This is a genomic window from Roseateles sp. P2_H4 (assembly GCF_056403315.1).
In genome coordinates this window covers 168,431-191,775 of record NZ_JBFUFR010000001.1, presented here as the reverse complement: position 1 = coordinate 191,775, position 23,345 = coordinate 168,431, and the positions used below count along the sequence as shown (strand labels likewise).

The 23,345-nt window shown below is 69.2% G+C and carries 24 protein-coding genes; 14 read left to right on the top strand and 10 right to left on the bottom strand.

What is annotated here, in order from left to right; genetic code table 11:
* Positions 1–5: 5 nt before the first annotated feature.
* On the top strand, positions 6–2,099 hold the full coding sequence (locus AC1DW3_RS00960) for an ATP-binding cassette domain-containing protein (RefSeq protein WP_477927781.1): 2,094 nt from the start codon (positions 6–8) through the stop codon (positions 2,097–2,099).
* Positions 2,096–2,881 carry an ABC transporter permease gene (locus AC1DW3_RS00955; RefSeq protein WP_477927779.1) on the top strand — a complete coding sequence of 262 codons (786 nt, stop codon included), beginning with the start codon at positions 2,096–2,098 and terminating at the stop codon, positions 2,879–2,881. The genes AC1DW3_RS00960 and AC1DW3_RS00955 overlap by 4 nt, the downstream gene beginning before the upstream one ends.
* Positions 2,882–2,923: 42 nt before the next feature.
* Here AC1DW3_RS00955 and AC1DW3_RS00950 read toward each other — a convergent pair whose 3' ends face one another.
* Together AC1DW3_RS00950 and AC1DW3_RS00945 are read right to left on the bottom strand one after the other, a co-directional pair.
* Positions 2,924–3,697, bottom strand: a complete 774-nt coding sequence (locus AC1DW3_RS00950) for a hypothetical protein (protein ID WP_477927777.1) — start codon at positions 3,695–3,697, stop codon at positions 2,924–2,926.
* Positions 3,698–3,806: 109 nt separating this feature from the next.
* Positions 3,807–5,105, bottom strand: a complete 1,299-nt coding sequence (locus AC1DW3_RS00945; RefSeq protein ID WP_477927775.1) for a S8 family serine peptidase — start codon at positions 5,103–5,105, stop codon at positions 3,807–3,809.
* Between the two features lie 66 nt (positions 5,106–5,171).
* On the opposite strand from AC1DW3_RS00945, the gene AC1DW3_RS00940 reads away from it, so the two are divergent.
* Genes AC1DW3_RS00940 through AC1DW3_RS00930 form a run of 3 tightly spaced genes read left to right on the top strand, consistent with a single transcriptional unit; the run spans position 5,172 to position 8,178 of the window.
* Complete coding sequence (locus AC1DW3_RS00940; RefSeq protein ID WP_477927774.1) at positions 5,172–5,669, top strand: RNA polymerase sigma factor; 498 nt, start codon at positions 5,172–5,174, stop codon at positions 5,667–5,669.
* Positions 5,666–6,262, top strand: coding sequence for a NepR family anti-sigma factor (locus AC1DW3_RS00935; protein WP_477927772.1), 597 nt, complete (start codon positions 5,666–5,668; stop codon positions 6,260–6,262). Before AC1DW3_RS00940 ends, AC1DW3_RS00935 begins: the two co-directional genes overlap by 4 nt.
* Positions 6,263–6,315: 53 nt before the next feature.
* Positions 6,316–8,178 (top strand): sensor domain-containing diguanylate cyclase, encoded by a 1,863-nt coding sequence (locus AC1DW3_RS00930; RefSeq protein WP_477927770.1) that lies wholly within the window; start codon positions 6,316–6,318, stop codon positions 8,176–8,178.
* A gap of 2 nt (positions 8,179–8,180) precedes the next feature.
* On the opposite strand, the gene AC1DW3_RS00925 is transcribed toward AC1DW3_RS00930, so the two are convergent.
* From AC1DW3_RS00925 to AC1DW3_RS00905, 5 genes are read right to left on the bottom strand one after another with little or no spacing between them, the layout of a single operon-like run.
* A complete protein-coding gene (locus AC1DW3_RS00925; RefSeq protein ID WP_477927768.1) occupies positions 8,181–8,474 on the bottom strand; it encodes an antibiotic biosynthesis monooxygenase family protein in 294 nt (97 codons plus the stop codon).
* A 37-nt stretch (positions 8,475–8,511) separates the two neighbouring features.
* Positions 8,512–8,871 carry a VOC family protein gene (locus AC1DW3_RS00920; protein WP_477927766.1) on the bottom strand — a complete coding sequence of 120 codons (360 nt, stop codon included), beginning with the start codon at positions 8,869–8,871 and terminating at the stop codon, positions 8,512–8,514.
* Positions 8,868–9,281 carry a helix-turn-helix domain-containing protein gene (locus AC1DW3_RS00915; RefSeq protein WP_477927764.1) on the bottom strand — a complete coding sequence of 138 codons (414 nt, stop codon included), beginning with the start codon at positions 9,279–9,281 and terminating at the stop codon, positions 8,868–8,870. Before AC1DW3_RS00915 ends, AC1DW3_RS00920 begins: the two co-directional genes overlap by 4 nt.
* A 60-nt stretch (positions 9,282–9,341) precedes the next feature.
* Positions 9,342–9,800, bottom strand: a complete 459-nt coding sequence (locus tag AC1DW3_RS00910) for a nuclear transport factor 2 family protein (RefSeq protein WP_477927762.1) — start codon at positions 9,798–9,800, stop codon at positions 9,342–9,344.
* Positions 9,797–10,429 carry a TetR family transcriptional regulator C-terminal domain-containing protein gene (locus AC1DW3_RS00905; RefSeq protein ID WP_477927760.1) on the bottom strand — a complete coding sequence of 211 codons (633 nt, stop codon included), beginning with the start codon at positions 10,427–10,429 and terminating at the stop codon, positions 9,797–9,799. Before AC1DW3_RS00905 ends, AC1DW3_RS00910 begins: the two co-directional genes overlap by 4 nt.
* A gap of 106 nt (positions 10,430–10,535) precedes the next feature.
* On the opposite strand from AC1DW3_RS00905, the gene AC1DW3_RS00900 reads away from it, so the two are divergent.
* The 8 genes from AC1DW3_RS00900 to AC1DW3_RS00865 all read left to right on the top strand — a co-directional run bounded on the left by AC1DW3_RS00900 (position 10,536) and on the right by AC1DW3_RS00865 (position 20,496).
* Entirely contained in the window at positions 10,536–11,909 is a 1,374-nt protein-coding gene (locus AC1DW3_RS00900) for an NAD(P)-dependent oxidoreductase (protein WP_477927758.1), read from the top strand.
* The gene (gene preA / locus AC1DW3_RS00895) at positions 11,902–13,209 is read left to right on the top strand and encodes an NAD-dependent dihydropyrimidine dehydrogenase subunit PreA (RefSeq protein ID WP_477927757.1); all 1,308 of its coding nucleotides are present in this window, start codon (positions 11,902–11,904) and stop codon (positions 13,207–13,209) included. Before AC1DW3_RS00900 ends, preA begins: the two co-directional genes overlap by 8 nt.
* 10 nt (positions 13,210–13,219) lie before the next feature.
* Positions 13,220–14,722, top strand: coding sequence for a CoA-acylating methylmalonate-semialdehyde dehydrogenase (locus tag AC1DW3_RS00890; RefSeq protein ID WP_477927755.1), 1,503 nt, complete (start codon positions 13,220–13,222; stop codon positions 14,720–14,722).
* 18 nt (positions 14,723–14,740) lie between these two features.
* Positions 14,741–16,210, top strand: a complete 1,470-nt coding sequence (locus tag AC1DW3_RS00885; RefSeq protein ID WP_477927753.1) for an NCS1 family nucleobase:cation symporter-1 — start codon at positions 14,741–14,743, stop codon at positions 16,208–16,210.
* Positions 16,207–17,655, top strand: a complete 1,449-nt coding sequence (gene hydA / locus AC1DW3_RS00880) for a dihydropyrimidinase (RefSeq protein WP_477927751.1) — start codon at positions 16,207–16,209, stop codon at positions 17,653–17,655. The genes AC1DW3_RS00885 and hydA overlap by 4 nt, the downstream gene beginning before the upstream one ends.
* An 81-nt stretch (positions 17,656–17,736) precedes the next feature.
* Positions 17,737–18,090, top strand: a complete 354-nt coding sequence (locus AC1DW3_RS00875) for a bleomycin resistance protein (RefSeq protein WP_477927749.1) — start codon at positions 17,737–17,739, stop codon at positions 18,088–18,090.
* A 9-nt stretch (positions 18,091–18,099) separates the two neighbouring features.
* Positions 18,100–19,353, top strand: a complete 1,254-nt coding sequence (locus AC1DW3_RS00870; protein ID WP_477927747.1) for a Zn-dependent hydrolase — start codon at positions 18,100–18,102, stop codon at positions 19,351–19,353.
* Positions 19,354–19,428: 75 nt separating this feature from the next.
* Complete coding sequence (locus AC1DW3_RS00865; protein WP_477927745.1) at positions 19,429–20,496, top strand: alpha/beta fold hydrolase; 1,068 nt, start codon at positions 19,429–19,431, stop codon at positions 20,494–20,496.
* Here AC1DW3_RS00865 and AC1DW3_RS00860 read toward each other — a convergent pair.
* A complete protein-coding gene (locus tag AC1DW3_RS00860) occupies positions 20,477–20,902 on the bottom strand; it encodes a hypothetical protein (RefSeq protein ID WP_477927743.1) in 426 nt (141 codons plus the stop codon). The genes AC1DW3_RS00865 and AC1DW3_RS00860 overlap by 20 nt on opposite strands.
* 78 nt (positions 20,903–20,980) lie before the next feature.
* Between AC1DW3_RS00860 and AC1DW3_RS00855 the strand changes: the two genes are divergently transcribed.
* Positions 20,981–21,355, top strand: a complete 375-nt coding sequence (locus AC1DW3_RS00855; RefSeq protein WP_477927741.1) for a MerR family transcriptional regulator — start codon at positions 20,981–20,983, stop codon at positions 21,353–21,355.
* Between the two features lie 4 nt (positions 21,356–21,359).
* On the opposite strand, the gene AC1DW3_RS00850 is transcribed toward AC1DW3_RS00855, so the two are convergent.
* Together AC1DW3_RS00850 and AC1DW3_RS00845 are read right to left on the bottom strand one after the other, a co-directional pair.
* Entirely contained in the window at positions 21,360–21,992 is a 633-nt protein-coding gene (locus tag AC1DW3_RS00850; protein WP_477927739.1) for a type IV pili methyl-accepting chemotaxis transducer N-terminal domain-containing protein, read from the bottom strand.
* A gap of 146 nt (positions 21,993–22,138) precedes the next feature.
* Complete coding sequence (locus AC1DW3_RS00845; protein WP_477927737.1) at positions 22,139–23,290, bottom strand: methionine aminotransferase; 1,152 nt, start codon at positions 23,288–23,290, stop codon at positions 22,139–22,141.
* Positions 23,291–23,345 lie beyond the last annotated feature (55 nt).

Below are 23,345 nucleotides of genomic sequence, written 5' to 3'. Positions count from 1 at the left end.
CGCTCATGACTTCCCAACCCAACGGCGAGAGGCTGCACGCCCTCGACGCAGTGCGGAGCTTTGCCCTTTTGCTGGGCGTGGCCTTCCACGCGATGCTGTCCTTCATCCCCGGCATGCCGCCCGGCCTGTGGGCCATGAACGACAACTCGCCCAGCCCGTTCCTCGCCGACGCGAGCTTCGTAGCGCACAGCTTCCGCATGCTGCTCTTCTTCTTCATCGCCGGCTTCTTCGCGCGGCTGCTGCACCAGCGCCTGGGCACGGCCGGCTTCTGGGCCAACCGCGGCAAGCGCATCGCCGTGCCGCTGATCGTCGGCTGGCCACTGCTGTTCGTCGCCATCATCTTCGTGTGGTCGCTCGGCATGCAGAAGGTCTTCCACGGCACGCCCCCCGCACCACCCGAGATGCCCAAGACCTTCGGCGCGCTGCCGCTGTTCCACCTGTGGTTCCTCTACCAGTTGCTGTGGCTGTACGCCGGTGCGCTGAGCGTGCGCAGCCTCGTCGCGAAGCTGGACCGCCACCAGACCCTGCGCGGCCTCGTCGACCGCCTCACGACCGGCGCCCTGCGCTGGCCCGCCGGTGCATTGCTGCTGGGCCTGCCGCTGGCGTCCTGCCTGCTGGCGCTGCCGATGTGGATGCCCTGGGCCGGCATCCCCACGCCCGACCAGTCGTTGATCCCGCAGCTGCCTGCCACGCTGGGCTATGGCACGGCCTTCGCGTTCGGCTGGCTGGTGCAGCGCGCGCCCGACGCGCTGGCGGCCCTGCGCGGGCGCTGGCTGGTGCATCTGGCGCTGGCCATCGCCTCCTCGGCCGTCTGCCTCTACGTGCTGAAGACCCAGCCGGTCTTCGGCATGCCCGATCAGCCGAAGCTGATCTTCACGCTGTCCTTCGTCGCCTCGGCTTGGGGCTGGAGCTTCGCCATCACCGGCGCGGCGCTGCGCTTCCTGTCCGGCCACAGCCCGGCGCGGCGCTATGTGGCCGATGCGTCCTACTGGATCTACCTGGCCCACCTGCCGGTCGTCGCCGCCTTGCAGGTCTGGGTGGGCGACTGGCCGCTGCACTGGAGCCTGAAGTACCCCTTCGTTGTCGCGGCCAGCCTGGCCCTGCTGCTGCTGAGCTATCACTTCCTCGTCCGTTCGACGCTCATCGGCAAGCTGCTCAACGGCCGCGTCTACCCGCGCCATGCCGCCACGGCGCCCGTCGAGATGCCCGCGGACGACGAGGTCGTCGCCTCGCTGTGCGGGGTGTCCAAGCGCTATGGCAAGCTGGAGGCGCTCAGCAGCGTCGACCTGCAGCTCAAGCGCGGCGAACTGCTGGCGCTGCTCGGCCCCAATGGCGCCGGCAAGTCCACCGCCATCTCGCTGTGGCTGGGCCTGCATGACGCCGACGCCGGCCTCGTGCGCCTGCTCGGCGGCTCGCCGCAGGAGATCGGGCGGCGCCAGGGCCTGGGCGTCATGATGCAGGACGTCGAGCTGCCCAAGGACTTGAAGGTCCACGAGCTCGTCGCCCTGTCGGCCAGCTACTACGCGAACCCGCTGAGCGTGAAGGACACGCTGGCGCGCGCCGGCATCACGGCCCTCGCGAGCCGCCCCTACGGCAAGCTCTCGGGCGGCCAGAAGCGCCAGGTGCAGTTCGCCATCGCCATCTGCGGCCGGCCCAAGGTGCTGTTCCTGGACGAGCCCACCGTCGGCCTCGACATCCAGGCCCGCGAGCTGATGTGGGACAACATCCGCGCGCTGCTGCGCGAGGGCTGCTCCATCCTGCTGACGACGCACTACCTCGAGGAAGCCGAGGCGCTGGCCAGCCGCGTCGCCGTGCTCGGCAAGGGCCGCGTCATCGCCTCGGGCAGCGTGGCCGAGATGCGCGCCCTGGTGTCGCGGCGCCACATCCGCTGCGAGACCACGCTGGTGCCGGGCGATGTGAGCCAGTGGCCGGGCGTGGTGGACGTGTGCTGCGATCACGACCAGCTCGCCATCGTCGCCACCGACGCCGAAGCCGTCGTGCGCCGCCTGCTCGCGGCCGATCCCACGCTCTCGCGCCTGGAAGTGAAGCAGGCCGGGCTCAACGATGCATTCAACGCCCTGACACAGGAGGCCGCATGACCACGCTGATCCACCCCCTGGAGCTGGCGCCGCCGCGGCGCGCGGCTTCTCCCTACGTCGTCGAGATCCGGCTCGAACTGCTGCGCCTGCTGCGCGCGCCGGCCTTCGCGCTGCCGATGTTCGTGCTGCCGGTGGCCCTCTACCTGCTGTTCGCCTTCGCCGTGGCCGGCGAGCAGGCGGCCAAGGACCCGGACACCGCGCGCTTCATGTTCGCCGGCTTCTCGCTGATGGCCGTGACCATGGCCGCGGTGTTCGCCACCTGCCCTTCCATCGCGCTGGAGCGCGAGCTGGGCCTGCTGACCCTCAAGCGCGCCCAGCCCGCGCCGCCCGGCGCCTGGCTGACGGCCAAGATCGTGGCGGGCATCGTGACCGGCACCATCGCCTATCTGCCCATCCTCGTCGTCACCGCCGTCAGCGGCCAGGCGGGCCTGAGCGCCGGCCAGCTCGCCGCCATGAGCGCCGTGCTGGTGGCGGGCGCCATCCCCTTCTGCGCGCTCGGGCTGATGGTGGGTGCGCTGGCCAGCGGCTCCGCCGCGCCCGCCTATGCCCACCTGCTCTATCTGCCGGGCCTCTATCTGTCGGGCGTGTTCTTCCCGCTGCCCAAGTCGATGTACTTCCAGGCGCCGTACTGGCCGCAGTTCCATCTCAACCAGCTCGTCTTCGCCGCCGGCGGTGTCGACAAGTTCCGCTGGATCGGCCCGGAGATGGCCTTCGCCGTGCTGCTGGGCTTCACGGTGCTGTGCAGCGGCATCGCCCTGCACCGGCTGAAGCGGCGCGGCTGAAGGAAACGGCGGCCCGCAGGCCGCCCCATCCCTGGCCGTGGATCAGCGCTTGGCCGAACCGTCGGCCGAGGCGTTCAGCGCGACGCCGTTGTCGGTGCGCGCAGCCTTGGCCGTGGCGCTGCCTTCGGCCTGAGCCTTGCGGCCGGCGGCCTGGCCGCTGGCGCTGCCGCCCAGGTCCTTCTTGCTGGCACTGCCGTTGGCGGTGCCGCCCAGCGCCAGCGGCGCAGCGGGCTTGGCGGGCGCTGTAGCGGGGGTTGTGGTGGCCGTGGGGGCAGCCGGTGCGGTGGGGGTCACCGGTGCCGTGGCCGTCGGCGCGGTGGGTGCTGCCGGGGTCGTGGTGGCCGGCGTGTCGCCCTGCTTCAGCGCGCCATCCAGCGCGCCGCTGCCCTGGCCAGCCAGGCTGCCACTGACGCCGTTGGCCGTGCCGTTCAGCGCGCCGCTGAGGCTGCCATCGGCGCTGCCCGAGGCGTTGCCGACGGTATTGCCCAGCGAATCCTTGGCGCCTTCGCTGGCGGTCTTCAGCTCGCCGACCTTGGCGGCCGCCGTGTCCTTGACACCGCCCACGGCGCCCTTGGTCTTGTCGACCGTGCCCTTGATCAGCGAGCCCTCGGCATTGGCCGAGCCGTTGGCCTTGCCGCCGACGTCGAGCTGGCGCGGCGACAGCGCGCCGTTCAGGCCGCCGGTCAAGCCACCGGTGAGGCCGCCACCACCGCCGCCGAGCAGGCCGGCGTGGGCATTGGCGGCTAGCAGGCCAGCCGCGACGGCAGCAATGCTCAGCGTGGTGCGAAGAACTTGGGTGCGACGGGTTGCAGACATGATGAATCTCCGGGTGGTTGGATCAGAAGAGCCAGCGATTCCGGCCCTTTCACTGAGTACAACGAGCACCGTCGAAACATCCTTCCCCGCCGAGATGCAAGCTTGTGTATCAGCGCGCCTGACGCGCCTGCAACTGCTCGGGCACCACACGCAGGTCTTCGGCGACGAGGCCGCGGCCATAGACCGGATCACGGCCCGGCGCGCCGAGGTCGATGGCCGAGGCAGCCAGGCGTTCCAGCACCGCAGCAGCGGCCGCCGGGTCGGGTTCGCGCAGTTCCAAAGCGAGCAGGCCGGCCACCAGCGGCGCGGCATACGAGGTGCCGCGCGCGATGCCATAGCCGCCGCCACTGCGGGCCACCGCGACATCGGCGCCCGGCGCCGTCAGCAGCACCTGCGCCCCCTGCGCCGCCTCGGGCAGCACGCGGCGCGACGGGTTCACACCGGTCACGCCGACGACACCGGCATAGGACGCCGGGAACAGCGGCGGCGCGGCCGGGCCGTCGTTGCCGACCGCCGCGACAAGCAGATGGCCGCGCTTCACCAAGGCCGCAACACCCTGCTCCAGCAGCCGGTTCTGCGGCCCGACGAGGCTGAGGTTGATGACGGCGACACGCTCGCGCGCCATCCAGGCCAGGGCGCGCACGACCTCCTCGGCCGAGCCGCCATCCGGCTTGTCGCAATAGACGTCGGCGGCGAAGAGTTCGGCCTTCACCGCCGCGCCGGCGAAGCCGCGATCACGGCCGACGAGCAGGGACGCGACGGCAGTGCCATGTTCGCTGGCCACGGCGCTGCCACCGCAGCCGAAGCTGGGGCCGGCGGCATGGCGCAGCGCCGCATGGCGGCGGTCCACACCGCCGTCGATGAGGCCCACGCGCACCGGGCCGCGCTGTGCCGGGACGGTGGCCGCAGCGGCCTTTGTCACCTCGCCGCTGCGTGAATACAGATGGTTGAAATCGGCCTGCAGCCCGGGCTGGGCGGCGCGCAGCCGGTCCAGTGCCTCGGCCGTGTCCAGGCCCGCAGGCACGCGCAGCACGACCTCGCGCAGCTCGAGCTCCAGCCAGGCCTCCTCACGCAGTTTGACCAGGCCCAGGGCCGTCGCCGCCGCCAACGCAGCCTCGCTGGGCGACAGCAGCACCAGCTCGCGGCGGCGGATCAGCTCGCCGCGCGGATCGGCCTCGACGACATCCGGATGGCGCTGCAGCAGGTCGCGCACGGTCGTCAGGCGCAGGTCCACCAGCTGCGTGGCGGACGACAGCAGCTCAGGCAGGGGTTGCACGACGCGGTCCACCACACGATCCACGACGCCTGGCAGGCGCTGCACTCCCGGCAGCTGCGGCAGGCGCAGCTGGGCCTGGGCCGGCGCAGTCAGCGCGGCGGCGATCGACAGGGCGAAGACGGCTTGTTTCATGGCTTTGTGAGGATAACGAGCGACAGCGGGAAGAAAATCCATGCCTCGCCCGTTGTCCCGGTATCGATGCCCGAAAACCTTCCCGAACTTCGCCAGGAGATCGCCGCCCTGCTGCCGCGGCTGCGCCGTTTCGGCCGCACGCTGGCCCACTCCCGCGAAGACGCCGACGACCTCGTGCAGGTCGCCATCGAGAAGGCCCTGACCCGCACCGACCAGTGGACGCCTGGAACGCGTCTGGACAGCTGGATGTTTCGCATCATGCAGAACGCTTGGATCGATGAACTGAGGGCCCGCGAGCGACGCGGCCAGACCTTCCTGCCCGAGGAGGAAGGCGAGCATGTCGGCGACGGCGCTGTGACGGGCTCGCAGCTCGATGCCATCCTCGTGCGCAAGGCCGTGGCGAAGTTGAGCGACGAGCACCGCGCCATCGTCGGCCTCGTGCTGGTGGAAGGCCTGAGTTACCAGGAAGCGGCGCAGACGCTGGGCGTGCCGGTCGGTACCGTCACGAGCCGCCTCGCCCGCGCCCGCGAGGCGCTGCAGGAGCTTTTGGGAGAGTGGCCATGAGCCGCAATGATGAAGAGCTGTTGAAGGCCGAGCGGGTGCGCATGGCGGCCGCCTTCAGCGACGTGTTGAACGAGCCCGTGCCCGACCGATTCAAGGCCCTGCTGGCCGAGCCCGCTGCCCAGGTGGTGGACCTCGGCGCCGTGCGCGCCCAGCGCCGTTCGATGTCGAACTGGATGGCCTGGGGCGGCATGGCGGCGACGCTGGTGCTGGGCACGCTGATCGGCATGCGACTGCCACCGCCTGCCGGCGGCGATGAGCGCCTGGTCGCCAGCGGCGTCATCGCCCAGGCCCTGGACACCCAGCTCGCCAGCGCTCCCGGCCGCGCGGTGGCCGTGCAGGTCAGCTTCAAGGCCAAGGACGGCCGCTACTGCCGCAGCTTCTCGACAAACGCCTCGGCGGGCCTGGCCTGCCGCGAGGCCGATGGCGCCTGGGCGCTGCGGCAGGTCGCTGCGACGAGCACCGCGAGCACCGGCATGCGCCAGGCGGCCAGCAGCCTGCCGCCCTCGGTGCTGGCCGCCATCGACAGCACCATGGCCGGCGAGGCCTTGAACGCCGACCAAGAGAAGGCCGCACGCGACGCCGGCTGGCGCTGAGAATCAGCCCTGCCGGGCTAGCATGACGCAGCCGGCCCAACCTTTGCCTTTGCATGCCCTGGCGAATCTCCGCAAGCCTGCTGCGCTTCAAGCGCTATCTGATTCTCGGCAACCTCGTCATCCTGGCGATGCTCGCTGGGGTCGCATGGCAGGTCGCCTACGCCAGCCACCAGACGCATGAGGCGCGTGCGCGCCAGACCGCGGCCAATCTGGCACAGACGCTGAGCCAGAGCGTCAGTGCAGGGCTCAAGCTGGTGGACAACAGCCTGCAGACGACGCTGAAGCGGCTGGACGAGTTGCTGAGCAAGGGGCCGGCAGACCTGCGGGAGCTGGCGCGCGTTGCCGAGGAGCAGCGCACCCTGGTGCCCACCATCGATGCGCTGCGCGTGACCGACGCCAGCGGCCTGGTGCTCAACCCCGGTGACAGGCCCGGCGTGTCCATGGCCGACCGCGATTACTTCCAGGCCGCCAAGGCCGAGCCGACCAGGACGGTGGTGTCCGAGCCGGTGCGCGGCCGTCTCATCGGCGGCTGGGGCCTGGCCATCGCACGCGCCCGCATGGCAGCGGACGGCAGCTTCCAGGGCGTGGTCTACGCCAGCGTCAAGACTGATCGCTTTCGCGACGACTTCAGGCGCGCCGACGTCGGCGCCCAGGGCGCCGTGACGCTGCGCTCGGGCACGCTGCAGCTGATCGCGCGACATTCACCGCTGGACGTCAACCCCGAGGCCGGCACCGGCACGGCCAGGGTGTCCGACCAGCTGCGCGCCGCGCTGGCGCTGGCCCCGAAGCGAGGCAGCTTTGTCACGCGCACGGTGCTGGACGGCATCGAGCGCGTCACCGCCTACGAGGCCGTGCCCGACTACCCCATGCTGCTGCTGGTCGGCCTGGCCACCGACGACTTCTTCACCGCCTGGCGGCGCGAGGTCATGGTGCTGGCCGCGCTGCTGCTGCTGCTGGAGGCCTTGCTGCTGGCCTTCTCTGTCTTCATCTACCGCGCCCAGGCCCGGCAGGTGAAGGAGCGCAGCCGCGTCGAACTGCTGGCCGCCGAACGCGGCGCCCTGCTGGACAACGAGCTGGTGGCGATGGTGAGGATGCGCGACCGCCAGGAGACCTGGCACAACGCCGCCCTGGCCCTGCTGTTCGGCTACGCGCCCGGCGAGCTGAGCGGCCAGCCCGCGCGCCTGCTCTATCTCGACGACGAGTCTTTTGCTCTGGTCGGCCGCTCCTACCAGCAGTTGGAGGCCCTGCGCAGCTACCGCACCCAGCTGCGCATGCGGCGCAAGGACGGCAGCGCGATCTGGATCGACCTCAGCGGCACGGCCCTGCCCGATGGGGAGTCGCTGTGGCTGATGCTGGACATCACGGCCCTCAAGCAAAGCGAGGAGCAGGCCCGCCACCAAGCCTTCCACGACCTGCTGACCGGCCTGCCCAACCGCCATCTGCTGCAGGAGAGCCTGGCCCTGCTGCTGCGCGATGCCGAGCGCAACGAGCGCTGGCTGGCCGTCTGCTATCTGGACCTGGACGGTTTCAAGGCCGTCAACGACAACCAGGGCCACGACGCCGGTGACGCGGTGCTGCGCGCCACCGCCGAGCGCCTGCTCGCCAATGTGCGCATCAACGACGTGGTGGCACGCATAGGCGGCGACGAGTTCGTGCTGGTGCTCAACCAGCTCAGCGGGCTCGCCGACGAGAGGCATGCGCTGAACCGGCTGCTGGACGCCTTCGAGGCGCCGTTTGCGCTGCCGAACGGCGGCTCGGCCCGGATCGGCATCAGCATCGGCGTGGCGATGTACCCGCGCCATGGCAGGGACGCCAACACGCTGATCACCCGCGCCGACCAGGCCATGCTGGCCGGCAAGCGCGCCGGCAAGGGCCGCTGGGTGATGGCCGCGGACGCGGACCCGCCGCCCGCCTGAGCCTAGGGCACCGCCGTGAAGTGCTCCATGCTCGGCGGGCTGGCGAAGTAGCTGCCGATGTGAGCGCGCCAGACGGCGAACAGCGGCCCGTTGCGGAAGCCTTGCATATGGTCTTCCAGCGTCTGCCATTCGACCAGCAGCACATAGCGCTCGGGCGACTCCAGGCCGCGCTGCACGCTGGCGCGGATGAAGCCCGGCGACTGCGACAGCGCCTCGGCGATGCCCAGCTGCAGCGCGGTTTCAAAGGCGGCCTGCTGGCCGGGCAGGATGCGGAAGTCGGCGATTTCGAGAATCATGGTCTGAACTCTGCCATGTCTGCCATGCCCCGCGCGCTCAGGCCGACTTGTGGTCCTGCATCAGGCCGACCGCCAAGCCCAGCGGGTCCAGCATCACGGCCATCACGTCGCCATCCGGCAGCGCCGTGACGGGCACGATGACCGTGGCGCCCTGGGCCGTGGCGGTAGACAGCGTCGCCGCGACGTCGGGCACGCTGACGAAAACCTGCACGCTGCTGGGGGCACCGGGCGGTGCAGGCCAGATGCCGCCGGGGATGCCGCCCGGCGCGGCCGGGATTTCGCGGTAGCCCATGGCGTTGTGGGCCGTGATGGCCCAGCCGAACACGCGCCCGTAGAACTGCGCCGCGCGCTCAGGGTCGGGCGTGACGATCTGCCAGTGAGTGACGGGTGCATTCATCGTTGAGTCTCCTGGAGGGGGGATTGAAGTTGCCAGTGGCCCCGGCTGCGCATGACGAGCACGCGGTCGACCAGCAGGCGCTGCAGCGCGACGTTGACGGCGTCCAGCGGCAGGCCGGTCATGGCGGCCAGCCAGCGGGAATCGGGGCGGAAATCGCGCCGCGTGATGGCGCGGCAGACGCCGCGGCGGGCCTCGGCGAGGCCGAGCTGCGCGATCTCGTCGTCGGCCAGCCCGAGGCGCCGGCCCAGGCGCTGCACGCATCGGCCGGTGGCGACGGTGCGGCCGGCCAGCAGCCGCGTCAGCGTGGCGTGGTGCACGCCCAGCGACTGCGCCAGGGCCCGCAGCGAATAGGCCGGATTGACGGCGCGGCGGCGGGCCAGGGTGTCGGCGAGCAGGGTGTGCAGGACCATGGCGCCCAGCTTAAGCGCGGGCCTCGCCGGCCTCGCGCAGAAACTGGTGCGATCCCCCGGTCAGGGCGCCTTGTCGGGTTCCGGGATGCGGCTGATCTGCACGCTGACGATCTTCCAGGCCCCGCCGCGCTTCACGTAGATGTCGATGTAGCGGTAATGGCTCTTGAAGGCCTGGCCCTCGTACTTGCCCGTCATGCGCGTGCGGCCGCTGAGCAGGGCCGTGTCGCCGTAGACGCGCACCTCGAAGTCTTCGACGGTGTAGGGGTCGATGACGAGGTCGGGCGAGACCAGTCCCTCGACAAAGCTGGCCTTGGTCTCGATGTTGCCGCGGCCATCGATCTGGCGGAAGTCCGCGGCCATGTTCGCCTCGATGGCAGCGCGGTCCTTCTTGATGATGGCCTGGTCCCAGGCGTCGGACTGGGCCTTGAGTTGAGCCAGCAACTTGGGGGGCGGCGCGGCATGAGCGAAGGCAGCCGTCGCCAGCATCAACGCCGCCAGGGCGACACGGCGCGTGCTCATGGCTTGAGGCTGCGCCAGATCAGGCTGGTGATCAACTCGCGTGCGGCCTCGAAGTCGGCATCGTCCAGCGCCGGCTTGCCCATGTAGAGGGAAAACTGCGGCCCGAGGTCGGCATAGGCCTGGGTGGACGACCAGATCAGGAACATCAGATGGGTGAAGTCGACACGCCGGATCAAGCCTTCATCGGCCCAGCCCTCGAAGCGCTCGACGTCGGCATGCAGCAGCGGCATGACCTGGGCCTTCAGCACGTCCTGGTAGCGCGGCGCGCCGGCCATGATCTCGCGCGTGAAAACGGCGTTGCCGCTGGCCCGATCCCGGCTGAAACGTAGTTTTGCCGACACATAGGCCTGGATGGCGCCCTCGGGTTCGTCGGCCTCGGTGATGGCGTTCATATTGGCCATCCACTCGCCCATGACGCTGTCCAGCACGGCGCGGTAGAGGTCCTCCTTGCTGGGCCAGTGGTAGAGCAGGTTCTGGCGGGACAGATCGAGCACGGCCGCGATGCTGTCGAGGCTGACGCCTTCAAAACCAAAGCGGGCGAACTGGCGTTCGGCCTCGGCAAGGATGGCCTCCTGCTTGCGCAGGGTGGCGGCGCGCGGGGTGCGCGTCACGGTCGCGGTGTCGGTCATGGCGCGCATTTTGACGGGGCGCACCAAGCCGGCCCTGCGGGTTTTTACGCTTCGGTCAAGTTTTACAGGGTAGTAATGTTTGCCTGTTTTCGCCTGGGAGATTCCCGTGGACCTTGCCGACTTGAAATCCGGGCGCCTGACGCCCGATGAGTACGCCAGCAACTTTGCCGACGCCCATCCGCCGCTGAACCGCACGCAGGCGCTGATCGAGGCCGAGCGCTGCTACTACTGTTACGACGCGCCCTGCCAGACGGCCTGCCCCACGGGCATCGACATCCCGAGCTTCATCCAGCGGGTGGCGCAGGACAATGTGCGCGGCGCGGCTGAGGCCATCCTGACGGCCAACCCGCTGGGCGGCATGTGCGCCCGCGTCTGCCCGACCGAGGTGCTGTGCGAGCAGGCCTGCGTGCGCAACACCAACGAAAGCAAGCCGGTCGAGATCGGCATGCTGCAGCGCTATGCGGTGGAGGGTCACTTCGCCAATCCCGGAGCCAAGCCGCTGTTCGAGCGCGGCATGCCGACGGGCCGCCGCATTGCCGTCGTCGGTGCCGGCCCGGCCGGCCTGGCTGCGGCGCACGGCCTGGCCTGGCGCGGCCACGACGTGGTGCTGTTCGACGCGGCGCCCAAGCTCGGCGGCCTGAACGAATACGGCTTGGCCAGCTACAAGGTCGCCGGCGGCTTTGCGCAGAAGGAGATCGACTGGCTGCTGAGCATTGGCGGCATCACGCCCAAGCTGAACTGTCGACTCGGCCGCGACATCACCCTCGACGGCCTGCTGGCTGAGTACGACGCCGTCTTCCTCGGCCTGGGCCTGGCCGGCGTGAACGCACTGGGCATTGCCGAGCCGCAGGTCACCGGCCTGCGCGACGCCGTCGACTTCATCGCCGAACTGCGCCAGAGCGCACCGGAGATCGTCACCGTGGGCCGCAAGGTCGTCGTCATCGGCGGCGGCATGACGGCCGTGGACGCGGCGGTTCAGAGCCGGCTGCTGGGCGCCGAGCAGGTGACCATGGTCTACCGCCGCGGGCCCGACGGCCTGTCGGCCTCCGAGCACGAGCAGCACTGGGCTCAAACCAACGGCGTGACCATCCGCTGCTGGGCGCGGCCCCTGTCCGTCGAGGCGGCAGGCGGCGCGCTGCGCGGCATGCGCTTCGCGGCCACCCAGCTCGAAGGCGGCAAGCTGGTCGACACCGGCGAGCAGTTCTTCATCGAGGCCGACATGGTGCTGCGCGCCATCGGCCAGACCTATGAGGCGGCCCCCGCGGGCGCCGGCATCGAACTGCAATCCGGCCGCATCAAGACCGACGCCGATGGCCAGACCAGCCTGGCCCGCGTCTGGGCCGGTGGCGACTGCCGCGCCGGCGGCAGGGACCTGACCGTGGAAGCCGTCGAACACGGCAAGCGCGCCGCCGTCAGCATCGACCGCGCCCTGGGCCTGAGCACCGCCCGTCACATGGACAAGGAGGCCTCGAATGGCTGACCTGAGCACCGACTTCCTGGGCATCAAGAGCCCGAATCCCTTCTGGCTCGCTTCGGCGCCGCCGACCGACAAGGAGATCAATGTCCGCCGCGCCTTCGAGGCCGGCTGGGGCGGCGTGGTCTGGAAGACGTTGGGTGAGGACCCGCCGGTCGTCAACGTCAACGGCCCGCGCTACGCCACGCTGTGGAGCCAGGACCGCCGTGTCATCGGCTTCAACAACATCGAGCTGATCTCCGACCGGCCGCTGCAGACCAACCTGGACGAAATCAAGCGCGTGAAGCGCGACTTCCCCGACCGGGCCATGATCGTGTCGCTGATGGTGCCGGTGAACGAGGCGAGCTGGAAGGCGATTCTTGAACGCGTGGCCGACACCGGTGCCGACGGCGTGGAGCTGAACTTCGGCTGCCCGCATGGCATGAGCGAGCGTGGCATGGGCTCGGCCGTCGGCCAGGTGCCGGAGTACATCCAGCAGGTCACCGAGTGGTGCAAGAAGCACACCAAGATGCCCGTCATCGTGAAGCTGACGCCCAACATCACCGATGTGCGCTTCCCGGCGCGCGCTGCGCATGCCGGCGGCGCCGATGCGGTCAGCCTCATCAACACCATCAACTCGGTCATGGGTGTGGACCTGGACCGCATGACCATGAGCCCGGTCACCGACGGCCTGGGTTCGCACGGCGGCTACTGCGGCCAGGCCGTGAAGCCGATCGCACTGAACATGGTGGCCGAGATCGCCCGCGACCCGACCACGGCCGGTTTGCCCATCAGCGGCATCGGCGGCATCACCACCTGGCGCGACGCGGCCGAGTTCATCGCCATGGGCTGCGGCACGGTGCAGGTCTGCACGGCCGCCATGGTCTATGGCTTCAAGATCGTGCAGGACATGTGCTCGGGCCTGAACACCTTCATGGACGAGAAGGGCTACAAGAGCATCGCCGACTTCCAGGGCCGCGCCGTGCCCACCGTGAAGAACTGGAACCAGCTCAACCTGAACTACGTCGAGAAGGCGGTCATCGACCAGGACAGCTGCATCAAGTGCGGGCGCTGCCACGTCGTCTGCGAGGACACCTCCCACCAGGCCATCTTTGCCACCAAGAACGGCCAGCGCCATTTCGAGGTCAACGACGCCGAATGCGTCGGTTGCAATCTCTGCGTGTCGATCTGCCCCGTCCCTGGCACCATCACGATGCGCAAGCTGGAAGCCGGCGAGACGGATGCCCGCACGGGCCGCGTCATCGACGGCAGCTATGCCAACTGGACCACGCACCCGAACAACCCCATGCGTTCGGGCTGCGCCTGAAGGAATTGAAATGAGCAGTCACTACGAAGTTGGACACTGGATCAACGGGGCCATCAACCGCGGCAATGGCGACCGGCAGCAGGACATCTACAACCCCGCCACCGGCGCGGTGCAAGGCAAGCTGCTGCTGGGCAGCGTCGCCGACCTGGACGCCGCCGTGGCCAGCGCCACCAAGGCCGCCAAGGCCTGGGCCCAGACGCCGGCCCTGGCGCGCTCGCGCGTGCTGTTCAAGTTCCTGTCCATCGTGCAGGACAAGCGCGAAGAGCTGGCCCGCGCGCTGGTGCGCGAGCACGGCAAGACGCTGCCCGACGCGCTGGGCGAAGTGGCTCGCGGCATCGAGAACATCGAGTTCGCGACCGCCATGCCGCAACTGCTGAAGGGCGAGTACACCGAGCAGATCGCTCGGGGCCTGGACGCCTGGAGCGTGCGTCAGCCGCTGGGCGTCGTGGCCGGCATCACGCCGTTCAACTTCCCGGCCATGGTGCCCATGTGGATGTATCCGCTGGCCATCGGCTGCGGCAATGCCTTCATCCTGAAGCCCAGCGAGCGCGACCCGTCGGCGTCGCTGCTGATGGCGCAATGGTTGAAGGACGCGGGTCTGCCCGACGGCGTGTTCAGCGTCATCCAGGGCGACAAGGACATCGTCGACGCCATCCTGGCCCACCCCGGCATCGCGGCCGTCAGCTTCGTCGGCTCCACGCCCGTGGCCGAACACATCTACAAGGTCGGCTCGGCCCACGGCAAGCGCGTGYAGGCCCTGGGCGGCGCCAAGAACCACATGGTCGTCATGCCCGACGCCGACCTCGAACAGGCCGTGGACGCACTGATGGGCGCGGCCTATGGCTCGGCCGGCGAGCGCTGCATGGCGATCTCGGTGGCCGTGGCCGTGGGCGATGCAGCGGATGCGCTGGTGGCCGCACTCGCGCCCAAGGTCGCCGCACTGAAGATCGGCGAGGGATTTGGTGCCGGCATGGAGATGGGGCCGCTGATCACGCGCGCCTCGCAGCAGCGCGTCGAGAAGCTGATCGGCGAAGGCGTGGCGGCCGGCGCCAAGGCCGTCGTCGATGGCCGTGGCCATCGCGTGGCCGGGTTTGAAGACGGCTTCTTCGTCGGCGGCACGCTGCTGGACGGCGTGTCGGCCGACATGAGCTGCTACACCGAGGAGATCTTCGGGCCGGTGCTCTGCGTCGTGCGCGTGCCCGACCTGGCCGCCGCGCTCGCGCTGATCGAGGCCAATGAGTACGCCAATGGCGTGGCCATCTTCACCCGCGACGGCCATGTGGCGCGCGAGTTCGTGCACCACATCCAGGTCGGCATGGTGGGCGTCAACGTGCCCCTGCCGGTGCCCATGGCCTTCAACAGCTTCGGCGGCTGGAAGCGCAGCCTGTTCGGCGACCATCACGCCTACGGCCCCGAGGCGGTGCGCTTCTATACCAAGCACAAGGCCGTCATGCAGCGCTGGCCGGACAGCCTGCCCAAGGGCCCGCAATTTGCTTTCCCGCAGAACACCTGAACCGCAAGGACGCTGCCCATGACCGACCCCACGCTGAGCAATCCGGACCTGATCCCGACGACCGCTGCCCAGCGGACCTGGCGCTGGTACCACTTTGCGGCGCTGTGGGTGGGCATGGTCATGTGCATCCCGGCTTACACACTGGCGGCCAGCCTCATCGAGTCGGGCATGAGCTGGAGCCAGGCCGTCGGCACGGTCTTCCTGGGCAACCTCATCGTGCTGGTGCCCATGCTGCTGATCGGCCATGCCGGCGCCAAATACGGCATCCCGTATGCGGTGCTGGCGCGGGCCTCCTTCGGCACCCAGGGCGCGCGGCTGCCGGCCCTGCTGCGGGCGCTGGTGGCCTGCGGCTGGTACGGCATCCAGACCTGGTTCGGCGGCCAGATGATCTACACGCTGGCCGGCGTGCTGATCGGCCATCCGCTGACCGGCGATCCGCTGCCGGGCCTGGGCATCAACCCGGCGCAGCTCGGCTGCTTCCTGCTGTTCTGGGCGCTGCAGTTCTGGTTCGTCGTGCACGGCATCGAGGCCATCCGCAAGCTCGAGACCTACACGGCACCGATCAAGATCGTCATCTGCTTCGTGCTGCTGTGGTGGGCCTGGGACAAGGCCGGCGGCTTCGGGCCCATCCTCGACCAGCCCTCGGCGTTCGTGGAAGGCGGCAAGAAGGCCGGCCAGTTCTCTGCCGTGTTCTGGCCCTCGCTGACCGCCATGGTCGGCTTCTGGGCGACGTTGGCGCTGAACATCCCCGACTTCACACGCTTTGCCAAGACGCAACGCGACCAGCTCATCGGCCAGGCCATCGGCCTGCCGCTGCCCATGGGCCTGCTGGCGGCGCTGGCCGTGTTCGTCACCTCGGCCACCGTCGTCATCTACGGCAAGGCGCTGTGGGACCCGGTGGACGTGGCCAGCCGCATGACGGGTGCCGCCGTGCTGATCGCCCTCATCGTGCTGCTGATCGACACCGTCAGCGTCAACCTCGCGGCCAACCTCGTCGGCCCGGCCTATGACTTCTCGGCGCTGGCGCCGGGCAAGATCAGCTACAAGACCGGCGGCATGCTGACGGCCGGTATCGCCATCGTCATGATGCCGTGGAAGATCCTGGCCTCGACCGAGGGCTATATCTTCACGTGGCTGATCGGCTATTCGGCGCTGCTGGGGCCGGTCGCCGGCATCCTCATCGTCGACTACTACGTGCTGCGCAAGACCGAGCTGGCGGTGGATGAGCTCTACCGCGAAGGTGGCCGCTACAGCTACCGCGGCGGCTGGAACATCGCCGCCGTCATCGCCTTCGCTGTCGGCGTCGCGCCCAATATCCCCGGCTTCCTGAACGCCGCCTTCCCGGCCGCCTTCCCCGAGGTCGGCACGGCCTTCAAGGCCATCTACACGTACGCCTGGTTTGCCGGTCTTGCCCTTGCCGCCATCGTCTATGGCGCACTGATGGCTGGCAAGACCCAACCCCAACCGCTCACGAGGAGCGCGACATGACTTCCCTGTTGATCCGCGGCGCCGTCGTCGTCAATGCCGATGCCGAGTCCCGCACCGATGTGCTCTGTGTCGACGGCCGCATCGCCGCGATGGGCGAGCGCGCCGTCACCGAAGCGCCCGCCGGCACGACGACGCTGGACGGCACCGGCCAGTACCTCATTCCCGGCGGCATCGACCCGCACACCCATATGCAGCTGCCCTTCATGGGCACGGTCACGCAGGACGACTTCTTCAGCGGCACGGCGGCGGGCCTGGCGGGCGGCACGACGTCCATCATCGACTTCGTCATCCCCAACCCGCAGCAACCGCTGATGGACGCCTACCGGCAGTGGCGCGGCTGGGCCGAGAAGAGCGCGGCCGACTACGCCTTCCATGTCGCCGTGACCTGGTGGAGCGAGCAGGTGCATGCCGACATGGGCACCCTGGTGCGCGAGGAAGGCGTCAACAGCTTCAAGCACTTCATGGCCTACAAGAACGCCATCATGTGCGACGACGAGACGCTGGTGAACAGCTTCAAGCGTGCCCTCGAACTCGGCGCCATGCCGACCGTGCACGCCGAGAACGGCGAGCTGGTCTATCTGCTGCAGGCCGAGGTCGCCAAGATGGGCATCACCGGCCCCGAGGGTCATCCGCTGAGCCGCCCGCCGATGGTGGAAGGCGAGGCCGCCAACCGCGCCATCGCGATTGCCGATGTGCTGGGCGTGCCCATCTACATCGTGCACGTCAGCTGCATCGAGAGCGCCGAGGCGATCGCCCGTGCGCGCGCCCGCGGCCAGCGCGTCTACGGCGAGGTGCTGGCCGGCCATCTGCTGATCGACGACAGCGTCTACCGCGATCCGGATTTCGCCAAGGCCGCCGCCTATGTGATGAGCCCGCCCTTCCGGCCCAAGATCCACCAGGAGTTCCTGTGGCGCGGCCTGCAGAGCGGCCAGCTGCACACGACGGCGACCGACCACTGCACCTTCTGCGCCAGCCAGAAGGCCGCCGGCATCGACAACTTCGCCAAGATCCCCAACGGCTGCGGTGGCGTCGAGGAGCGCATGGCGGTGCTGTGGGACGCTGGTGTCAATTCCGGCCGCCTGACGCCCAGCGAGTTCGTCGCCATCACGTCTTCCAACGCGGCCAAGCTCTTCAATATGTACCCGCGCAAGGGCGTCATCGCTGAAGGGTCGGACGCCGACCTCGTGCTGTGGGACCCGGCCGGCATCAAGACGTTGAGCGCCAAGACGCAGTTCTCCAGGAACGACTTCAACATCTTCGAGGGCCGCACCGTGCGCGGCATTGCCAGCCACACGATCGCGCAAGGCCGCCTCGTGTTCGCCCGCGGCGAGCTGCGCGCCGAGCAAGGCAAGGGTCGCTATCTGAAGCGCCCGCCGTTCGGCCCGCAGTTCGATGCCGCGGCCAAGCGCGCCCACGACCTGGCTCCTACCGCCGTCGCTCGATGAAAATGAAGCCCCCACGCTCGCTTCGCTCTCTGCCCCCCGAGGGGGCGCGTCAGCGCCTTCGGGCGGCCGGGCGCCGCTGACATGCAAACCGTCATCCCCCAGCTGCGCATGACGGACGCGGCGCGCGCGCAAGCCTTCTACATCGACCAGCTGGGTTTCAGCATCGACTGGCAGCACCAGTTCGAACCCGGCCTGCCGCTGTTCCTGCAGCTCACGCGCGAGGGCCAGACGATCTTCCTGACCGGCCACGCCGGCGACTGCGCGCCCGGTGGCGCCGTCTATTTCTGGGTGCCCGACGCCGACGCCGTCTACGCCGCCTTCACGGCCAAAGGCGTGAAGCCGGTCAAGCCCATTGAAGACATGCCCTGGGGCGTACGCGAGTTCCTGCTCGTCGACCCCGACCACAACAAACTGCGCTTCGGCACGAAGCTCTAGGAGTCCACGATGGACATGCCCACCAAGACAGACATCACGAAGCTGCGCGTCAACGGCCAGCGCCTCTGGGACTCGCTGATGGAGCTGGCGCAGATCGGCGCCACCGAGAAGGGCGGCGTCTGCCGCCTGACGCTGACCGACCTCGACAAGCAGGGCCGCGACCTCGTCACGCGGTGGGCGCGCGAGGCGGGCATGACGGTCACCATCGACCAGATCGGCAACGGCTTCATGCGCCGCGCGGGCCGCAACAACAGCTTGGCCCCCATCATGACCGGCAGCCACATCGACACCCAGCCCACCGGCGGCAAGTTCGACGGCAACTACGGCGTGCTGGCCGGCATCGAGGTCGTGCGCACGCTGAATGACCACGGCATCGAGACCGAGGCGCCCATCGAGGTCGCCTTCTGGACCAATGAAGAAGGCTCGCGCTTCGTGCCCGTCATGATGGGCTCGGGCGTGTTCGCCAAGGCCTTCACGCTGGAGCATGCCTACGCCGCGACGGACACCGAAGGCAAGACCGTCAAGGGCGAGCTGGAGCGCATCGGCTACGTCGGCAGCCAAGTGCCGGGCGACCACCCCATCGGCGCCTACTTCGAGACCCATATCGAGCAGGGCCCGGTGCTGGAGGATCACGACAAGACCATTGGCGTCGTCACCGGGGTGCTGGGCATCCGCTGGTATGACTGCGTCGTCACCGGCATGGAGGCCCACGCCGGCCCCACGCCCATGGCCCTCCGCAAGGATGCGCTGCAGGTGGCCGCCAAGCTGATGCAAGAAGTGGTCGCCTGCGCCCACCGCCACCCGCCGCATGGCCGCGGCACCGTGGGCATGGTGCAGGTCCACCCCAACAGCCGCAACGTCATCCCCGGCCGCGTCAAGTTCAGCATCGACCTGCGCAACGCGACGGATGCGCTGTGCGAAGCGATGGACGCCGACATCCGCGCCGTGGCTGCCAAGCTGAGCGCCGACAGCGGCCTGCCCATCGAAATCACGCCGGTCAGCGCCTACCCGGCCCAACCCTTCCACGCCGACTGTATCGCTGCGGTTCAGAAGGCCGCCGACACGCTGGGTTACAGCAATATGCGCGCGGTCTCCGGCGCCGGCCACGACGCCGTCTACATGGCCCGCCTGGCCCCGGCTGGCATGATCTTCATCCCCTGCAAGGACGGCATCAGCCACAACGAGATCGAGGACGCCAAGCCCGAGCACATCGAGGCGGGGTGCAATGTGCTGTTGCAGGCCATGCTCGAGCGCGCGGGCTGATCTCGCAGCAAGTCCCGCCCCTATAGTGCGCCGCCATGGCGCCTGCTTCGGCGCCTCGCCCTGCGAGGAGCCGGCTTGATCCGACGTCTGTTGACCACTGTCCTGCTGCTTGCGCAGCTGACGAGCCATGCTGCCGAGCCGCTGGCTCCGGCCTGCGAAGCGCAAGCTGCTGACCGCACCGTCCGCGAGCAGGGCTTCGTGGCCATCAACGGCATCCCGCAGTGGGTGACCATCAGCAGCCAGGACTGCCGCAACCCGGTGCTGCTCTTCATCCACGGCGGCCCCGGCAATCCGATCAGCCCGTTTGCAGACAATCTCTACGGCGGCTGGGCCAAGGACTTCACCCTGGTGCAATGGGACCAACGCGGCGCCGGCCGCACCTATGGCCGCAACCTGCCGGTGCGTGAGCTGGAGCCCGAAGAATTCGCGCGCACGCCGCTGACGCTGGCGCTGATGGCCGCCGATGGCCTCGCGGTGGCCGAGTACCTGCAACAGCGTCTGGGCAAGAACAAGCTCATTCTGACCGGCAGCTCCTGGGGCTCGGCCCTGGCCGCGGAGATGGCGAGTCTCAAGCCCGAGCTTTTCCATGCCTATGTCGGCGTGGCCCAGCTCGTCGGGCCGCCGGATCTGATCGCCAGCCATGCCCTCACGCTGCAACGCGCCCGCGAGCTCGGAGACGAGGCCGCACTGACCACGCTGCAAGCCCTCGGTACGCCCCCCTGGACCAACCCGCGCAGCTTCGGCCAGCTGCGCCGTATCGTGCGCCGCTACGAAGCCCAGCGCAGCGACGCCGGCCCCGACTGGCGCCCCGCGCCCGGCTACGCCAGCCCGCAGGACCTGGCCGCCTACGAGGCCGGCGAGGACTTCTCCTTCCTGAAGTTCGTCGGCTTCAAGGCCGACGGCATGCTCTGGCAGCTGGCACTGAAAGAACAGCGCACGCGTTTCCGGCTGCCGGTCTTCCTCATCCAGGGCGAGCAAGACCTGCTGACCCCGCCGGCCGTGACGCAGGCCTGGTTCGACGGCATCCAGGCGCCGCGCAAGAAGCTGGTGACGGTGCCCCGTGCCGGCCACGACCCGAACGGACCGCTGCTGGAGGCGCAACTCCGCCTGCTGCGCGATGAGGTCATCCCGCTGACGCGCTGAACGCAGGCCGCGCCCTGACGCACCAGGCCTGCACCACGGCCCAGCTCAGCTCGGGCACGATGAACAGCAGCATCACCGGTGCGCCGGTCTGCAGCCAGGCCCACGCCATCCACACCCCGAACAACAGCCGCCCGGCCGCGTCATAGCGGCCGAACTGCACCGTCGGCCCGCGCAACCTCAGCACCGACCAGACGAGGACGATGCTGCCCATCAGCAGCGCGAACAGGGTCTGCACCGCATCGAAAGCCGGCAGGGGCAGGCCCCCCAGGGCCTGGTTGATGGCGCTGAGCTGGGCGCGATTCAATTCAAAGGTCCAGGGCGTGGCGAAGGGCGCGGTGACGATGAGGTCGTAGAGGGCGCTGAACCAGACGACGCGCAGGAAACCGGAGTTGCTGAAGGCAGGCATGGCGAGGCATGAAATAGGGACGTGCACACATGCTCGACCTTGGACCACACTCCAAGGTCAAGCTATTTCGGATGCCTCATGCTCATCGGCACCCTCGCCACACTGACCGGCCTGAGCCGCGACAGCCTGCGCTTCTACGAGAAGCGCGGCCTGCTGCAGGCGCGCCGCACCGACAACGGCTACCGCGACTACCCCGCGGAGACCGTTCAATGGCTGGGCTATGTGCGCACGGCCCAGCAACTGGGCTTCACGCTGACCGAGATCGCGGCCGACATGCCCTTGCTCGCCCAGGGCGAGGAGGCCGGCCCGGCGCTGCGGGCAGCGCTGGCGCGCAAGCTGGCAGACATCGACGCGCGCATCGCGGCGTTGCAGGGCCTGAGGGCGGAGCTGGCCATGCGCTTGGCCGAGACGCCTGAGACCGGCGCGAGCTGCCCCTTGCGACCGGCCGCCTGACCGCTCACGCCACCGCGCTGCGCACCGCCTCGCGCACCAGGCCGTCGAGCTTGCCGGTGATCTGCGTCAGCTCGCCCGACACGACGGCGAACTCGCGGCCCGAGTCGCCCGCACGCGCGGCGACGACCTGCGCGTTGAAGGACACGATGCGGGCGTGTTTGGCGATGGTCTCGATGTCGCCCATGACGGCGGTGAGTTGCTTCTTGGCCGCGGCGGCCTGCTGGCGGGCCAGGTCCTCGTACAGCTGCGTCAGCCGGTTCAGCACCGCCAGCAGCGGTGTGACGCTTTCCACCAGCTCCTCCAGCAGGGCCGCAGCGCTGCGGCCCTCGGTGGCGATGGCATCGAGCGCTCGCTGCGCCAACGCGATGAAGCCGCCGATGCGCTCATCGGCCCGGTCGGGGCCGAAGTAGGCCTGCTCCAGCTCGCCGCCCAGCGCACGCGGCGACAGTTCGCCTTCGGTCAGCGAGCGATGGGCCTCACGGAAGGTCGCCAGCGCATCGTGGGCCGTGGCGAGCGCACCTTCGCGGCCTTGCAAGGCCAGCACCGCGAACAGCACCAGGCGCTGCGATGTGAAACGGCGTCGACCCGACAGGTTGATCAACTTGCCAAACGCCTCGCCTGCCGTTTGTTTGGGCACGGCCCCCGCTTTTCGTGCATCGGGCACTGCACGCTGATGGTGCGACATGACATCCTCCGTGAGCTGGGTCACGACCGGTGCCTCCCGCAATGCGCGTGCCGGTCCTGCCGACTCAGGGTTAGCACGGGGCGTGCCAGCGTGAGGCGCTAGCCGTGCAGGCCGCTCTGCAGCCGCTGCGTCGCCAGCTTCAAGGTCTCATCCCGCTTCGCAAAGCAGAACCTCACATGCCGCCTCTCCTGCGGCTGCTGGTAGAAGACCGACAGCGGGATGGCCGCGACGCCGATCTCGGTGGTCAGCCATTGGGCGAAGTCCAGCTCGGGCAGATCCGACACGGCGCTGTAGTCCACCGTCTGGAAGTAGGTGCCCTCGCAGGGCAGCAGCTTCAGCGGCGTGGCTGACAACGCCGCGCGGAAGCCGTCGCGCTTGGCCTGGTAGAAGCCGCTCAAGCCCTGCCAGGGTGCCGGGTCGGCGAGATAGGCCGCAATCGCGTGCTGGGTCGGCGTGTGCACGGTGAACACGGTGTACTGGTGCAAACGGCGAAAGGCCGCTGACAGCGCCGGCGGCGCGGCGACAAAGCCGACCTTCCAGCCGGTCACATGGAAGGTCTTGCCGAAGCTGCTGACGAGGAAGCTGCGCTCCCTCAGGCCGGGGTAGCGCGCGACGCTCTCGTGTGGTGCGCCATCGAAGACCATGTGCTCGTAGACCTCGTCGCTGATGACGAAGAGGTCGTGCGCTTCAGCGATCCGCTCCAGCTCGCGCAGGTCCTCGGCGGTCGCGATGCGGCCGCTGGGGTTGTGCGGCGTGTTGATCACCAGCGCCCGCGTGCGCGGCGTGATGGCGGCACGCACCGCCGTCCAGTCGATGCAATAGTCCAGCGTCATCGGCACGCCGACGGGAATGGCACCGGCCAGGCGGATGGCGGGGTCGTAGCTGTCGTAGGCCGGCTCGATGATGATGACCTCATCGCCAGCGCCCACGCAGCTGTGCAGCGCCGTGATCAGCCCCTGCGTGCCGCCGGCTGTGATCGTGATGTCACGGTCAGCGTCATAGGCCGAGCCGTAGAGCGCGTTCAGCTTGGTGGCGATGGCCTGGCGCAGCGCCGGCACGCCGGTCATCGGCGGGTACTGGTTGTGGCCGGCGGCCATGGCGTCGGTGACGGCCTGCAGCAGGGCGGGGTCGGCGCCGAAATCCGGGAAGCCCTGGCCGAGATTGACGGCGCCATGCTCGGTGGCCAGCGCCGACATGACGGTGAAGATGGTGGTGCCGGTATTGGGCAGCTTGGTAGGCAGGTCACGCATGGTGGGCGATTTTGCGCGAGCCGGCCCACCCTTCCTCGCTGGCCGCATTTGCTGA